Annotated in this window: 16 protein-coding genes; 13 read left to right on the forward strand and 3 right to left on the reverse strand. The window is 64.3% G+C overall.

Annotated elements, in window-relative coordinates; all coding sequences use genetic code 11:
- Positions 1–2,148: a xanthine dehydrogenase family protein molybdopterin-binding subunit gene (locus tag BLV20_RS26300; RefSeq protein WP_092305336.1), complete on the reverse strand. Its 2,148-nt coding sequence runs from the start codon at positions 2,146–2,148 to the stop codon at positions 1–3.
- 21 nt (positions 2,149–2,169) lie between these two features.
- A complete protein-coding gene (locus BLV20_RS26305) occupies positions 2,170–2,625 on the reverse strand; it encodes a (2Fe-2S)-binding protein (protein WP_092305337.1) in 456 nt (151 codons plus the stop codon).
- A 260-nt stretch (positions 2,626–2,885) separates the two neighbouring features.
- Here BLV20_RS26305 and BLV20_RS26310 point away from each other — a divergent pair, with 260 nt between their 5' ends.
- Together BLV20_RS26310 and BLV20_RS26315 are read left to right on the forward strand one after the other, a co-directional pair.
- On the forward strand, positions 2,886–3,389 hold the full coding sequence (locus BLV20_RS26310) for a VOC family protein (protein ID WP_092305338.1): 504 nt from the start codon (positions 2,886–2,888) through the stop codon (positions 3,387–3,389).
- Positions 3,390–3,428: 39 nt separating this feature from the next.
- Positions 3,429–4,262, forward strand: coding sequence for an AraC family transcriptional regulator (locus BLV20_RS26315; protein ID WP_092305339.1), 834 nt, complete (start codon positions 3,429–3,431; stop codon positions 4,260–4,262).
- Positions 4,263–4,362: 100 nt separating this feature from the next.
- Here the strand turns inward: BLV20_RS26315 and BLV20_RS26320 are convergent, their stop codons facing one another.
- Positions 4,363–4,950 (reverse strand): LysE family translocator, encoded by a 588-nt coding sequence (locus BLV20_RS26320; protein ID WP_092305340.1) that lies wholly within the window; start codon positions 4,948–4,950, stop codon positions 4,363–4,365.
- Positions 4,951–5,052: 102 nt separating this feature from the next.
- Between BLV20_RS26320 and BLV20_RS26325 the strand changes: the two genes are divergently transcribed.
- From BLV20_RS26325 to BLV20_RS31840, 11 genes are all read left to right on the forward strand, one after another.
- Entirely contained in the window at positions 5,053–5,640 is a 588-nt protein-coding gene (locus BLV20_RS26325; RefSeq protein ID WP_092305341.1) for a GNAT family N-acetyltransferase, read from the forward strand.
- Positions 5,637–6,143 (forward strand): GNAT family N-acetyltransferase, encoded by a 507-nt coding sequence (locus tag BLV20_RS26330; RefSeq protein ID WP_092305342.1) that lies wholly within the window; start codon positions 5,637–5,639, stop codon positions 6,141–6,143. The genes BLV20_RS26325 and BLV20_RS26330 overlap by 4 nt, the downstream gene beginning before the upstream one ends.
- A gap of 205 nt (positions 6,144–6,348) precedes the next feature.
- Positions 6,349–7,068, forward strand: a complete 720-nt coding sequence (locus BLV20_RS26335) for a YjfI family protein (protein ID WP_371914343.1) — start codon at positions 6,349–6,351, stop codon at positions 7,066–7,068.
- A gap of 26 nt (positions 7,069–7,094) precedes the next feature.
- Positions 7,095–7,796: a PspA/IM30 family protein gene (locus BLV20_RS26340; RefSeq protein WP_092305344.1), complete on the forward strand. Its 702-nt coding sequence runs from the start codon at positions 7,095–7,097 to the stop codon at positions 7,794–7,796.
- A 188-nt stretch (positions 7,797–7,984) separates the two neighbouring features.
- On the forward strand, positions 7,985–8,551 hold the full coding sequence (locus tag BLV20_RS26345) for a rhomboid family intramembrane serine protease (protein WP_092305345.1): 567 nt from the start codon (positions 7,985–7,987) through the stop codon (positions 8,549–8,551).
- A gap of 74 nt (positions 8,552–8,625) precedes the next feature.
- Positions 8,626–9,660, forward strand: a complete 1,035-nt coding sequence (locus BLV20_RS26350) for a potassium channel family protein (protein ID WP_092305346.1) — start codon at positions 8,626–8,628, stop codon at positions 9,658–9,660.
- Positions 9,647–10,297 carry a DUF2491 family protein gene (locus BLV20_RS26355; RefSeq protein WP_092305347.1) on the forward strand — a complete coding sequence of 217 codons (651 nt, stop codon included), beginning with the start codon at positions 9,647–9,649 and terminating at the stop codon, positions 10,295–10,297. The genes BLV20_RS26350 and BLV20_RS26355 overlap by 14 nt, the downstream gene beginning before the upstream one ends.
- A gap of 14 nt (positions 10,298–10,311) precedes the next feature.
- Positions 10,312–10,740, forward strand: coding sequence for a DUF350 domain-containing protein (locus BLV20_RS26360; protein ID WP_092305348.1), 429 nt, complete (start codon positions 10,312–10,314; stop codon positions 10,738–10,740).
- 20 nt (positions 10,741–10,760) lie between these two features.
- Entirely contained in the window at positions 10,761–11,474 is a 714-nt protein-coding gene (locus BLV20_RS26365) for a DUF1190 domain-containing protein (RefSeq protein WP_092305349.1), read from the forward strand.
- A gap of 11 nt (positions 11,475–11,485) precedes the next feature.
- Positions 11,486–12,643 (forward strand): glutathionylspermidine synthase family protein, encoded by a 1,158-nt coding sequence (locus BLV20_RS26370; RefSeq protein WP_092305350.1) that lies wholly within the window; start codon positions 11,486–11,488, stop codon positions 12,641–12,643.
- Between the two features lie 435 nt (positions 12,644–13,078).
- On the forward strand, positions 13,079–13,363 hold the full coding sequence (locus BLV20_RS31840) for a hypothetical protein (RefSeq protein WP_092305351.1): 285 nt from the start codon (positions 13,079–13,081) through the stop codon (positions 13,361–13,363).
- Positions 13,364–13,406: the final 43 nt, after the last annotated feature.

Genomic DNA, 13,406 nt, shown 5'->3' on the forward strand with positions numbered 1-13,406 from the left:
TCACACCCCCGCCAGTTGCAGCGGCAGCTCGCGCAGGCGCTGGCCGGTCAGGGCGAATACCGCGTTGGCCACCGCCGGCGCCGTGGGCGGCACGCCCGCCTCGCCAATACCGCCGGGCTTGTCGCTGCTGGCCACTATATGCACCTCGACCTGGGGCATTTCGTTGAGGCGCAACACCTGGAAATCGTGATAGTTGGACTGCACCACCCGGCCATCCTTGAAGGAAATGCGGCTGTGCAGGGCCATGCCCAGGCCAAAGGTGATGCACGACTCCATCTGTGCGGCGATGCTTTGCGGGTTCACCGCCACCCCGCAATCCACCGCGCAGACCACCCGGTGCACGCGAATCTGCTCGGCGTCCTGGGACACCTCGGCCACTTGCGCCACGTAGCTGCCGAAAGACTCATGCACCGCAACGCCCAGCGCATGGCCGTTGGGCACCGGCTTGCCCCAGCCTGCCTTTTCCACCGCCAGGTTGAGGACCCCAAGGTGCCGCGGGTGGTCCTTGAGCAGGGTGCGGCGGTATTCCACCGGGTCCTGGCCCGCCGCGTCGGCCATCTCATCGATCAACGACTCGACGACGAACGCCGTGTGGGTATGGCCCACGGAGCGCATCCACAGCACGGTGATGCCAGTCATCGGCGAATGCAGCTCGACCCGGTGGTTCGGTGTGCCCTTGAGGTAAGGCCCGTCCGCCAGGCCCTCGACCGAAGTGTTGTCGATACCGTTCTTGACGAAGCTGGCCTCGAACGAGGTGCCCGCCATGATCGACTGCCCCACCAACACATGCTGCCAGGCCAGCGGCAGGCCCTTGGCGTCCAGGCCGACCTGCGCCTGGTGCAGGAATGCCGAGCGGAAGTAGCCGCCGCGCACGTCGTCTTCCCGCGACCAGACGGTTTTCACCGGCGCTCCGGCGGCCTTGGCCACTTCCACCGCCTCGCTGACGAAGTCCGAGGTCGGGTTGGCCCGGCGGCCGAAACCACCGCCTAGAAATTGCGTATGGATCTGTACCTGTTCCGGCTTGAGCCCGGTGATCTTCGACGCGACCATCTGGTCCAGGGTCTGGAACTGGGTGCCGGTCCAGATCTCGCACTTGTCGGCGCCGATGCGCACCGTGCAGTTGAGCGGTTCCATCGGCGCATGGGCCAGGTACGGCACGCTGTATTCGGCCTTGAGCACCTGCGTCGCCTTGGCCATGCTCCCCGCCGCATCGCCGGCCTCGGCGGCCCGGGTGCCGGGGGTCGCCGCCAGTTTGCGAAAGCCCTGCATCAGGCTTTCGCTGCTCATGCTGGCGTTCGGCCCCAGGTCCCATTCGGCCTTGAGCGCATCGCGCCCCTGCTTGGCCGCCCAGTAATGCTCGGCCACCACCGCCACGCCCGTGGGCACCTGGAGCACCTTGAGTACCCCGGGCACCGCCAGCGCGGCCTCAGGGTCGAAGGACTTGAGCGTGCCGCCGAACACTGGCGAGCGCAGGACCACGGCGCTCAACAAGCCATCGAAATACATGTCCATGCCGAACTGCGCGCGGCCGGTGATTTTCTCCGGGGTATCCAGGCGCGGGGTCGGCTGGCCGATCAGCCGCCAGTCCTTGGCGTCCTTCAGGCGCAGCGAGGCCGGGTCCGGCACCGGCAGTTGCCCGGCCTCGTTGGCCAGCTCGCCATAGCTCAGGCGCTGGCTCCCCGCCACCACCCAGCCCTGCTCGGTGTGCAGGGTCGAGGGCGCGACCAGCAGGCGCTTGGCCGCCGCCTCGATCAGCATCTGCCGGGCCGCGGCGCCGGCCTGGCGATAGCGGTCGAACTCCATCCAGGTCGAGGTCGAGCCGCCGGTGATCTGCATCCCGCCGAACGCCGGCAAGCCATACACCGCGGCGGCCGGCGCATGTTCGACGCGGATCTTCGACCAGTCGGCATCCAGCTCCTCGGCGATCAGCATCGGCAGGCCGGTCCAGATGCCCTGGCCCATTTCCGAGTGGCCGAGCACCACGGTGACCATGCCGTCCGGGGCGATGCGCAAGAACGCATTGGGCACGAACTCTTCGCCCGCCGCGCGGGCAAAACGATTGGCGCCCGGGATGACGAACGCCACCACCAGCCCGCCGCCGAGCAGCGCGCCAGCCTTGAGAAATCCGCGACGCGATGGCGTGATCATGCCTTGCCCCCTTTAGCCGGTTCAGCCGATTTGCGCGGCACGCTTGACCGCCGCGCGGATTCGCGGGTAGGTGCCGCAGCGGCAGATATTGCCGGACAGCGCCTGGTCGATATCGCTGTCGGTGGGCGACGGGATCTTCGCCAGCAAGGCCGCGGCCGACATGATCTGCCCCGACTGGCAGTACCCGCATTGCACCACGTCCAGTTCGGCCCAGGCCCGCTGCACCGGGTGCGAGCCGTCCACGGACAGGCCCTCGATGGTGAGGATCTTCTGCCCGTTGGCCACGGTCGCCGCCGGGGTGACGCAGGAACGCAGCGGCGCGCCGTCGACATGCACGGTGCAGGCGCCGCACTGGGCGATGCCGCAGCCGAACTTGGTGCCGGTCAGGTGCGCCACATCGCGCAACACCCAGAGCAGCGGCATGTCCGCGGGCACCTCGAGCTGCTGGTCCTTGCCATTGATATTGAGTGTCAGCATGCATGACTCCTCAGGCCGAAGGGGGGACAGGATTCACGGGATCCTGGAGCGGTGTCGCCGTGGCCGAAGGCCTACGCGCGCCGCGAGGTTTTCCATTCAGCTAAGCGCAATTTGCCGAACAGGCCGGATTCTGCGACCGCCGGTCATGCGCCCACCGCCCTCGGATGAAGGGCGGTGAGTTGTCGATCTACGGCAACCCCGGACGACTATCGGCTGGCTACGCTTGCTCAAGCGTGGACCATCCGCCGAGGAGAACCGTCATGCCGCACATTCATCGCATTACCCCCTGCCTGTGGTTCGACCACCAGGCCGAAGCCGCCGCGCAGTTCTACTGCTCGGTGTTCGAGCATTCGCGCATCACCGCCCTCACCCACTACGGCAAGGCCGGGTTCGAGCTCCACGGCCGCCCCGAAGGCTCGGTGATGACCGTGTCCTTCGAGCTCGACGGCCAGACCTTCACCGGCCTCAACGGCGGCCCGGTGTTCCGGTTCAACGAAGCGATCTCCCTGCAGGTCAACTGCCAGAACCAGGGGGAAATCGATCATTTCTGGAGCGCGCTGTCTTATGGCGGCGATCCCCAGGCCCAGCAGTGCGGTTGGCTCAAGGACAAGTTCGGGCTGTCCTGGCAGATCATCCCCAGCGCGCTGAATCACTGGATGACCGACCCCGATACGACCAAGTCGCAGCGGGTGATGCAGACCCTGCTGCAGATGAAAAAACTCGATATCGCCGCGCTGGAGCGAGCCTTCGCCGGCCAGAGCTAATACACTCGTTGGCCGACGCTTGCCGATGGGAGCCCTTTGATGAAGCCAAATTTGAGCCGCCACCTCGATACCGCCCCGCAGTTCTGGCGCGATGCGGCGCTGCCCTTTATCGAAGCCCGCTCGATCGCCGATGGGCGCAAGGTCTGTTACGCCCGGCATGCCCACGAGCATTTTTCCATCGGCGCCATCACCGCCGGCTACAGCACCTACCTGCACGAGCAAGCGCAATTTCGCATCGGTGTAGGCACCGTGGTGCTGATGAACCCCGGCGAAGTGCACGCCTGCAACCCGATCGACGACCAGCCCTGGTCGTACCTCATGCTCTATGTCGATACATCCTGGCTGACCGACCTGCAGCACCAATTGGGGTTCAGCCAGGACTTGGGCTTTCGCGCCTTTGCCACGCCCCACAGCGACGATCCCGAGCTCTACGCCGGGCTCAATCGCCTGTATGAGGTGCTGGTGGACGAACAGGCCGAGACGCTGCACAAACACAGCGCCACGGTGACGTTTTTCAGCGACCTGCAGCAGCGCCTGAACCCGGCAGGCCGGCCGCCGCGCGAAAGTAACCAGAAGCTGCAACGGGCCGCCGACTACATCCGCGAACACTGCACCCGCTCGCTGAAACTAGAGGAAATCTGCCAGGCCGCCGAGCTGTCGCCGTCCTACCTGATTCGCGCCTTCAAGCAGCATTACGGCATGACGCCCCACGCCTTTGTGGTCAACCAGCGGGTGCAATTCGCCCAGGCCCGGCTGCGCGACGGCGAGCCGATCGCCGACGTGGCCCTGGAAGCCGGCTTCGCCGACCAGGCGCATTTCCAGCGCGCGTTCAAGCAGCACCTGGCGGCGACGCCGGGGCAATATCGCGGGTGACGCCTCCCAGCCTCCCCCGCTTGCGTAGGAGCGAGCGGGCGGCGATCCGACTTGCCCGCGAAAGCCATGACGCGAAACACCTGGCACACCGCTCAAATGCTCAAGGCAACAACAGATACACCGCGCTCGCCACCAGCAACAACGCCATGCTGCGGTTGAACAGGCGCATGCCCTTCGGGTTGCTCAGGTACTGGCGCAAAAAGGTCCCGGCGTAGGCCCAGCAGGCAATCGACAGATAACAGATCACCAGGTACACCAACGCGAACTGCCACACCAGCAGCGCCTCGCCATTGGCGGCAAACGCCCCCATGCCGGCGACGCAGGCCAGCCAGGCCTTGGGATTGAGCCACTGCATGAGCGCGCCGTACCAGGCCGACGGCGCCTTGGTGTCGCCATTGCTGCCCAGCCGGCCGTCATCGGCCGCCAGCTTCCAGGCCATGAACAGCAAGAAGGCGACCCCGAACAGCTGGATGCCGCGGGTGAGGAACGGCCATAGCCGCAACAGCTCGTGCAAGCCCAGGCCGATCAGCACCAGCAACAGGACAAAGCCCAGGGTTGCGCCACCGACGTGCCGCAGGCTGGCGCGAAAGCCGAACTGCGCGCCAGAACTCAGGGCCACGATATTGACCGGGCCCGGGGTAATCGAAGAGGCTAGCGCGAAGGCCGCCATGGAAAACATTACGCTCATCACACACCTTCAAAGGATCAATCGGAGAGTCCGGTGGCCAAGGTAGGTGCGCGAGCCTTGCCTGTATTGAAGAAAATACCCCCTCGCTCACGGACGAACCCTATGCCCGATGCCTCCTGCGCGACCACCATCACCGCCCGCCTGCTGTTGCGGGCGCCGACCGCCGCTGACCTGGACGTCGTCCAACTGATCCACGGCGATCCGCGGACCCAGCGCTACAACCCGGCCGGCCCCGACAGTCGCGAAAGCTGCCGGCAACGGCTGCTGGGTTGGATAGAACACTGGCGGGATCAGGGTTTCGGCTATTGGGTGGTCTGCGACCGTACCCAAGCGGAACGGGTGCTGGGGTTCGGCGGCGTCATGCACAGCCGCTTCGGCGAGCGCAGCGGGCTGAACCTGTACTTTCGCTTCATCGTCGAGGCCTGGGGCCAGGGCTACGCCAGCGAAATGGCCGGCGCCGCGCTGCACCTGGCGTTCCGCGTGCTGGGCAAGGCACAGGTGATCGGCCTGGTGCGCCCCGATAACCTGCCATCGCGGCGTGCCCTGGAACGCCTGGGCCTGACCCGCGACGGCGCGCTGGAGGACTTTCCCGGCCTGCCCCCCAGCCTGCTGTACAGCCTCAACGCCGAGCGCTATTTCGCCGCCCAGGCCACCTCGCCCAACGACACCCAGCGGAGCCTCGAACCATGAGCCAGATCGAACTCCACCCAGCCCAGCGCGACGAGCTGGAATGCCTTGAAAACCTGATGCAGTTCTACCTGTACGAACTCAGCGAGTGGCTGCCGCTCCAGCTGGGCCGCCATGGCCTGTTCGCGATTCAGCCGCAGGCCGAATACTGGCGCCAGCCCGGCACCCGCCCCTGGTTGCTGCGGGTCGACGGCGAGCTGGCGGGCTTTGCCATCGTCGACGAGCAGGTGCATTTTGCCGAGGTGCAGTACAACCTTGCCTACTTCTTCGTGGCCCGGCGCTTTCGCGGGCATGGCGTCGGCAGCCAGGCGGTGGCGCAACTGCTGGCGCAATTGCCCGGGCACTGGCAGATCTTCCACATCGAGGCCAACCCGCCGGCCCGGGCATTCTGGGCCCGGGTCATTCCCGCGCTCAGCCAGGATGCCTACAGCCGCCACCCGATCACGGCAGACGGCTACCCCTGCACCCTGTATAAATTCAACACCCTGGCATTGCCCGGGCAATGAGCGAGGTGAAAAAAACCTCGTCCCGCGTGCCTGCACCGGCAGGGATCCTGGGCCACGGCCGCTGACCGATTAACGCAAACCGCTGTTCCAGAGGCTTGCGACGATTGTTTCGCCGAATAAAAAAATATCACGCGTGAGCCATTGAGCAGCAATAAAATCCCCTGTAATGTTCTCACGCGTGATACGTGAATAGCGGAGTCACCCCATGAAAAAGACCCACCCGGCCGGTCAGCCTGCTGACCCACGGGCTTCCTCAGAGAGTCGACAAGGAGAGCGCTCGAACCCTTTCAGCGTCAAGGCAGCCAGCAGCAAGGCATCCGGCAAGAAACCGTCGAGCTTCTACATGAAGCAGATGCGCGCGGGCCTGAGTGCCGCTGGTTATGTGAAACATGAAACCTGGGTACTTCCGGAAAACCGGAGCGTGCTCAAGCACATTGAGAAGAAGCTGCGCCAACCCCTGATAGGCGGCGCACCGGTATTGGAGACCGACATGATTGCAGGTGAGAACTGGACCATCGACCGCCTCTTCGGCGCCTTGCAGGCCCTGGACGAAGTGACCTCGAACGACATCGGCCTGAGCCTGATTCAAGGCGCCGAGCAAAGCATCAAGCTGGAAATGCACGAGTTCGGCGGCCTGCCGATCTACATCGCGGTGGTCGGCGAGCAGATCATCGTCGACACCGTGCTGGTGGACCTGGAGTCGATTAACGACGTCGCCCGTTTCAATGACGCCGTACTGCGCAGCCGGGAGATGTTCCCCCTCTCCTCGATCGGCATCGAGACCATGCCCAACGGCCAGACCGTCTACAACATGTTCGGCGCCCTGAGCTCGAGCTCGAACCTGACCAATGTGGTGACCGAGGTCAAGACCCTGGTGGACAACGTCCAACGCGCCACCGAAGCCTTCGAAAGCTTCTTCAACTGATTGCCGAGAACCTGGAGTACCGCGACATGACTCAGTCCATCTGGAACAAACTCTTCACCGCCCTGCGCGGCGGCGCCAACGAAGTCGGCGAAAGCATCGTCGACCACCAGGCCTTGCGCATCCTCGACCAGGAAATCCGCGACGCCGACAACGCCCTGTCCAACGCCAAGCGCGAACTGGTCAGCATCATGGCCAAGCACAAGCTGGCCTCGGAGCGCGTGAGCGAGTTCACCGCGAAGATCACCGACCTGGAATCCAAGGCCGTGGCCGCCTTGCAGGCCAACCGCGAAGACCTGGCCCTGGAAGTCGCCGAGGCCATCTCGACCCTGACCACCAGCCTGGAAGCGGAACAAAAGCAAGCCAGCGAATTCGGCACCTACGCCGAAAACATGCGCAAGGACATCGGCAAGGCCGAAGCGCGCATCCGCAGCCTGCGCCAGCAAGTGGACATGGCCAAGGCCCGCGAGAGCGTGCAGAAGGCCCAGGTCAGTGCCTCGATCGCCAGCGGCGGCGCCAATGGCAAGCTGGAAACCGCGGTCAACACCCTGAGCCGCCTGCAAGCCAAGCAAGACCAGCGCGCAGCGGAATTGGAAGCCCAGGAGCAACTGGCCGACTCGGCCAATGGCAACGACCTGGAACGCCGCCTGCGCGAAGCCAACATCGTGCCCGACCAAGGCAGCGCCAACGCCATCCTCGAGCGCCTGAAGAAACAGAAGTCGGCCGAATAAGCCCTCTGGAGCGGTAAAAAGGCACGCGGCGCGATGCCAATAAAACTGTAGGAGCACAGCTTGCTCGCGATGGTCGTTAACGATATCGCGTACTGGCTGGATGAGCGCGGTGTTCTCCAGTGCATCGCGAGCAAGCTGCGCTCCTACAGTGGATCACCTGCGCTTAACCGACCTCCTGGAGGGCCTCGATGGTCGTTGCAAATGGTTTCAAGACCCTGGCGGGCCTGGCCCTGCTGATGATCGCGGTGCAGGTGCTCAACAGCCTGAGCGGCTACAGCCTGAACATCTTCGGCCTGATCCCACGGACGTTGCAGGGTTTGCCCGGCATCGTTACCTCGCCCTTTCTCCACGGCTCCTTCGCCCACCTGACAGCCAACCTGGTGCCCTTCCTGATTCTCGGCGCCATGGTGATTGCCGAGGGCTTGCGGCGCTTTGTGGCGGCCAGCCTGATCATCATCCTGCTCGGCGGTGCGCTGCTCTGGCTGTTCGGCTTCAGGGGCATTCATGTGGGCGCCAGCGCCTGGGTCTTTGGCCTCTGGGCCTACATCCTCACCCGCGCCTGGTTGCTGCGCAGCTGGAGCAGCCTGCTGGCCGCCGCCGTGACGATGTTCCTGTACTCCGGGCTGGTCCTGGGGTTCCTGCCGCGTGCCGGAGTTTCCTTCGAAGGACATCTGTTCGGAGCCTTTTCCGGGCTCATTGCAGCAAAAGTGCTTTTATCCGGCGCCAAGCCGATGTCTAATGCCGCGCGGCAATGAGCCATGTCCTGCCCGGGCATCGCACGACACGCCGCTTCACGGATAGATCAGCTCATCAGGAAATCAGGGACTCGATGTCGATTTTTATCTTGCTTCGCGTATACGCGGCCACCTTCTTCCATCGCTTCGGCTGGATGGGCCTGGCCATGGCGCTCGGCGTCCATGCCGCGACTTCCTATCTCGGCCTGGTGGCCCTGGGCGAGCAGCACCTCACCGCGCCCAGCACCTTTATCTATTTCTACTTCACCACCACCCTGACCGTGGGTTATGGCGACCTGTCGCCACAATCCGCCGCTGGCCGGGTGTTCGTGGCCGTGTGGGTGATGCTCGGCGGCATTGCGCTGCTGACCGCGGCCATCGGCAAAACCACCAGCAGCGTCATCGACGTATGGAGAAAAGGCATGAAAGGCAAAGGCGACTTCACCGGCAAGACCGGGCATACCGTACTGGTCGGCTGGGAAGGCGCGTCCAGCGAGCGGGTGATCGAATTGCTGCTGCAGGACGAAACCTCCAACGACAACCTGATCGTCATCTGCGACGCCAGCCTCGAAGAGAACCCGATGCAGGGCAAGGCCGCGTTCGTCAAGGGCGAGAGCCTGTCGTCCGCGGCCCTGCTGCTGCGCGCCGGGGTGCCCGGCGCCGAGCGCGTGCTGGTGCGCACCAGCTCCGACGACCTGACCCTGGCCAGCGTGCTGGCGATCAATCAGCTGCGCCCGAGCGGCCATGTGGTCGCCCACTTCAATGACAGCGAAATCGCCACCCTGGCCTCCTCCTACGCCCCCAAGCTCGAGTGCACCTCGAGCATGGCCATCGAGATGCTGGTCCGCTCCTCCCAGGACCCGGGCTCCTCGGTGGTGATCAACGAACTGCTGTGCGTCGGCGAAGGCGCCACCCAATACGTCATGCGCCTGCCCGAGACTTACCAGTGCAGCTTCGCCGAGCTCTACGTCCGCCTCAAGGAAGACTACAACGCCACCTTGATCGGCTATCGCGCCCGCGGCACGCAACACCCGCAGATCAATCCGCACAGCCAGACGCGGATCCACGGCGGCGAACTTTTCTACATCGCATCCTCGCGCCTCAAGGACATCGACAATGGGATGGTTTAAACGCTTCATGGGGCTACAGGCCCCCACCAGCACAAGCTCCAGTTTCGCCCCCGGGCCGCTGGGCCTGAGCATGGGCACCGGCATCCGCTTCGACGCCAGCCTCAAGCTGTTGCTCGAGGGCCACAGCGCCGTGGCGATTCCCGCCGACCAGGCCGTCTACAGCGAGGGCCTGGTGGACCTCGGCCAGTCCAACTGGCTGGCGCGCTACTACCTGGACGACGAGGATTACTGGCTGCAAGTGCACACCAGCGGCGGCGTCGACGGCGAGGTCAAGTCGATCATCCTGTTCAACTATCTGAACAACCAGGCCCTCAACAGCGAAGACGAACTGCGGCGCCTGGCCGGCCCGAAGAGCCTGATCGGCCGCCCCACTTACCAACTCGAGGGTGTCCAGTACCAGCGCGAATGGGGCACCGAAGCCGGGCAGACCGAACTGGTGCCCATGCACGAGCAGGTTTCCAAGCCGGACGAGACCTTCGCCTTCGATAGCCATTCGATGCTCTACGCCCGCGACACCGGCCTGACCAATCGCCGCGAGTTCCTGCTGTTTTCCGTGGAGCAATATGCCGACGGCAGCGTCAGCCTCGTGACCTCCCTCGGTATTTCCCTGTACATGACCGACCTGCAAACCCTCTGACAAGGACCAGACCCATGCTTGAAGCGCTCTCCATTTCCCTGAACAAATTCGCCGTGGTCGGGTTCCTGACCTACCTCCTCGGCGCGGCCGTGCTGTTCGCCCTGTTCCAGTTCGTCTACACGCGCATGACCCCGCACAAGGAATTCCAGCTGATCCGCGACGGCAACAGCGCCGCCGCCGTTGCCCTGGGCGGCGCCATCATCGGTTTCGCGATCCCGGCCAGCAACGTCATTGCCTACTCCATCAGCCTGCTGGACTTCGTTGTCTGGGCGCTGATCGCCGCCGTGGTGCAACTGGTGGCGTTCCTGATGACCAGCCTGGTGCTCAAGGGCGCCTCGCAGCGCATCCGCAACGGTGAAATCGCCGCCGGCATCTACGTCGCCGCCGTGGCCATCAGCGTCGGCCTGCTCAACGCCGCCTGCATGACCCCCTCGCAGAACTGATCGACCGCACGGAGCACTCGATGAAACGAAGCCAATACGTCCAGCTCTCCCTGGCCGCCTCGGTGGCCCTGGCGGTCTCGGGCTGCAACTCGGAGCCGGAAACCCTCGCGGTCCAGCAGAAATTCAACTTCCAGTCGGTGCAGGAATGCGTGGACGGCAAAATCGCCGTGGACGTCTGCTCCGATGCCTATATCAAGGCCATGGCGGAGCACCGCGCCCAGGCGCCGGTCTACGACAACCAGGCCGATTGCGATGCCGACTTCGTCGAAAACTGGTGCCAGATGGACTCCAGCGGCAAGTTCGTGCCCAAGCTCGGCGGCTTTGAAATCAACGCCCAGGGCGCCTTCACCCGCGAGCAGCTGGCGGCGGCCGGGGTCAGCCCCCAGGCTGGCCAGGGCTCGTCGTTCAGCAGCATCGACAGCGGCCTGCTCACCGGCCTGCTGATCGGCAACATGCTCAGCGGCGGCAGCCGCAACTATTACTCCGAGCCGGTCTATCGCTACCGCGACAACCGCGGCGGGTACGCCAACTCGACGCTGAACCAGCGCATCGCCAGCGGCTCGACCTTCAGCAAGTCGCGCCAGGCGCAATACGGCAAAGGCTTCCAGACCACGCGGCCGATGTCGGTGGCCTCCTCCACCTCCCGTGGCGGTTTCGGCAGCCAGGCCAGTGCGCGTAGCGGCTGGGGCGGCTCCAGCTCCTCGAGCTGGAGTTCGGGACGCTCGAGCAGCTAAGGGACCGCGCCATGAAGAAGATCCTCTGCAACGAACGTCCGGACTGGCGACAGACCGCGGAAAAACTCGGCTTCCTGTTCCACACCATCGACGGCGAAGCCTACTGGGACGAAAGCGCCTACTACCAGTTCAGCCTCAAGCAGATCGAGGACGACCTGGAAGACCCGACCACCGAGATCCATGAGATGTGCATGGACCTGGTGGACCGGGTGGTGCGCAGCGAGGCCTTGCTGGATCGGCTGAGCATCCCGCCGGCCTTCTACGACATGATCTGCACTTCATGGCTCGACGGTCACCCGCACCTCTACGGCCGCCTGGATTTTTCCTATGACGGCCAGGGCCCGGCCAAGCTGCTGGAACTCAACTACGACACGCCCACCAGCCTCTATGAAACCGCGGCGTTCCAATGGGGCTGGCTGGAGCAGAACATCGAGCGCGGCCTGCTGCCGCGCCATGCCGACCAGTTCAACAGCATCGATACGAGGCTGCACCAGGCCTTTGCCCAGCTGGGGATCAAGCACCCGTTCTATTTCGCCTCGATGAAGGAGTCGGTGGAAGACCGCGCCACCACCGACTACCTGCGCCTGATCGCGGAAAAAGTCGGCATCGAGTCGCGGCATATCGACGTGGAAGACATCGGCCTCACCGCCGAGGGGCGCTTCGTCGACCTGCAGGACCGCTGGATCCCGCACCTGTTCAAGCTGCACGCCTGGGAGTTCATCTTCCATGAACCCTTCGGCGCGGCGATCGCCGGCAGCGACACGCAGTTCTTCGAGCCGGCGTGGAAGGCCATTCTCTCCAACAAGGGCATCCTGCCGCTGCTGTGGGAAGCCCACCCGGGCCACCCGAACCTGCTGGAAACCCACCTGGACCTGCACCCGCAGCGCGACGTGCCCAAGGGCTGGGTGCGCAAGCCGTTCTTTTCCCGCGAGGGCGCCAACATCGAGTTGCGCACCCCGCAGGACGAGGTGGTCAAGGAAGACGGCCCCTACACCGACGCGCCGTACATCCTGCAGTCCTTCGCCCCGCTGCCGCGCTTTGGCGACAGCTACACGCTGATCGGCTCCTGGGTCATCGGCGACCAGGCCGCCGGCATCGGCGTGCGCGAAGACAACAGCCTGATCACCAAGGACTCCAGCCGCTTCCTGCCGCACCTGATCCTCGATTGACCGCTCGCCGGGGCGCGCCCTGCGCCTCGGCCGGTTTATGCGCGGGCAAACTTTCGCCGCACAATAACTTTCAACGGACTGTTCCGGACAGTTATTCAAGGTCGCTTATATAAGCGCGCATATTATTCAATCGAGTTCCGAGACAAACCCAACTTGAAACTGAACGAACTATCATTCGTGGCAATTTAATCTTGACTTGACAGGTCGCCCTGAGTAAATTGCGCGGGCCGGCCAAACCGGCCTTTTTTCAACTCACTAAAGAAGCCAATGGACACAGTATCTAGACGCTGTCTGGTCGATGCGCTTGCGCAAGGCTGGGCACTTAACCCAGAACATGACGGGGCTCGACTTTTCGGTCGGGTGAGCTGCGCTAGAGCTTGACGCTCCTTCGTAACTTGCCTTCACCGGAACCAGTCCGGTCGCGAGGCAACGCTTATGAACTTCACATCCACTGTAATGCCCGGCGTACGCGCCTTTGCATCGACCATGCGGGTCAAGCCCTGCGCCGAGCGCGCGGCCGTTTCCCGGGCCGATAGCCTGTATTCCACCCCCTCCTCGGCAACCCGGCCGCGAGCCAACTGGCGCGTCTGCCCGGTCACCTGCCGGCTTCAGCAACGCTGGAGCCTCGACGACAGCCAGGACCCTCAGAGTCGCAGCCTGGCCGGCCTCCTCATGCGGGCCGGCCGGCTGCCGAACCTGTCTCGGGGTTCGCACTTCTAGTTTGATCGAAGGCACTTTCAAGTCCTTCCCGAACGTTTTCCTT

Source organism: Pseudomonas sp. NFIX28, from assembly GCF_900107395.1.
Classification (GTDB): domain Bacteria; phylum Pseudomonadota; class Gammaproteobacteria; order Pseudomonadales; family Pseudomonadaceae; genus Aquipseudomonas.

Coding starts and splice junctions, on each gene's coding strand:
- BLV20_RS26300 (WP_092305336.1), bottom strand. CDS start 2,148: ATGATCACGCCATCGCGTCGCGGATTTCTCAAGGCTGGCGCGCTGCTC.
- BLV20_RS26305 (WP_092305337.1), bottom strand. CDS start 2,625: ATGCTGACACTCAATATCAATGGCAAGGACCAGCAGCTCGAGGTGCCC.
- BLV20_RS26310 (WP_092305338.1), top strand. CDS start 2,886: ATGCCGCACATTCATCGCATTACCCCCTGCCTGTGGTTCGACCACCAG.
- BLV20_RS26315 (WP_092305339.1), top strand. CDS start 3,429: ATGAAGCCAAATTTGAGCCGCCACCTCGATACCGCCCCGCAGTTCTGG.
- BLV20_RS26320 (WP_092305340.1), bottom strand. CDS start 4,950: ATGAGCGTAATGTTTTCCATGGCGGCCTTCGCGCTAGCCTCTTCGATT.
- BLV20_RS26325 (WP_092305341.1), top strand. CDS start 5,053: ATGCCCGATGCCTCCTGCGCGACCACCATCACCGCCCGCCTGCTGTTG.
- BLV20_RS26330 (WP_092305342.1), top strand. CDS start 5,637: ATGAGCCAGATCGAACTCCACCCAGCCCAGCGCGACGAGCTGGAATGC.
- BLV20_RS26335 (WP_371914343.1), top strand. CDS start 6,349: ATGAAAAAGACCCACCCGGCCGGTCAGCCTGCTGACCCACGGGCTTCC.
- BLV20_RS26340 (WP_092305344.1), top strand. CDS start 7,095: ATGACTCAGTCCATCTGGAACAAACTCTTCACCGCCCTGCGCGGCGGC.
- BLV20_RS26345 (WP_092305345.1), top strand. CDS start 7,985: ATGGTCGTTGCAAATGGTTTCAAGACCCTGGCGGGCCTGGCCCTGCTG.
- BLV20_RS26350 (WP_092305346.1), top strand. CDS start 8,626: ATGTCGATTTTTATCTTGCTTCGCGTATACGCGGCCACCTTCTTCCAT.
- BLV20_RS26355 (WP_092305347.1), top strand. CDS start 9,647: ATGGGATGGTTTAAACGCTTCATGGGGCTACAGGCCCCCACCAGCACA.
- BLV20_RS26360 (WP_092305348.1), top strand. CDS start 10,312: ATGCTTGAAGCGCTCTCCATTTCCCTGAACAAATTCGCCGTGGTCGGG.
- BLV20_RS26365 (WP_092305349.1), top strand. CDS start 10,761: ATGAAACGAAGCCAATACGTCCAGCTCTCCCTGGCCGCCTCGGTGGCC.
- BLV20_RS26370 (WP_092305350.1), top strand. CDS start 11,486: ATGAAGAAGATCCTCTGCAACGAACGTCCGGACTGGCGACAGACCGCG.
- BLV20_RS31840 (WP_092305351.1), top strand. CDS start 13,079: ATGAACTTCACATCCACTGTAATGCCCGGCGTACGCGCCTTTGCATCG.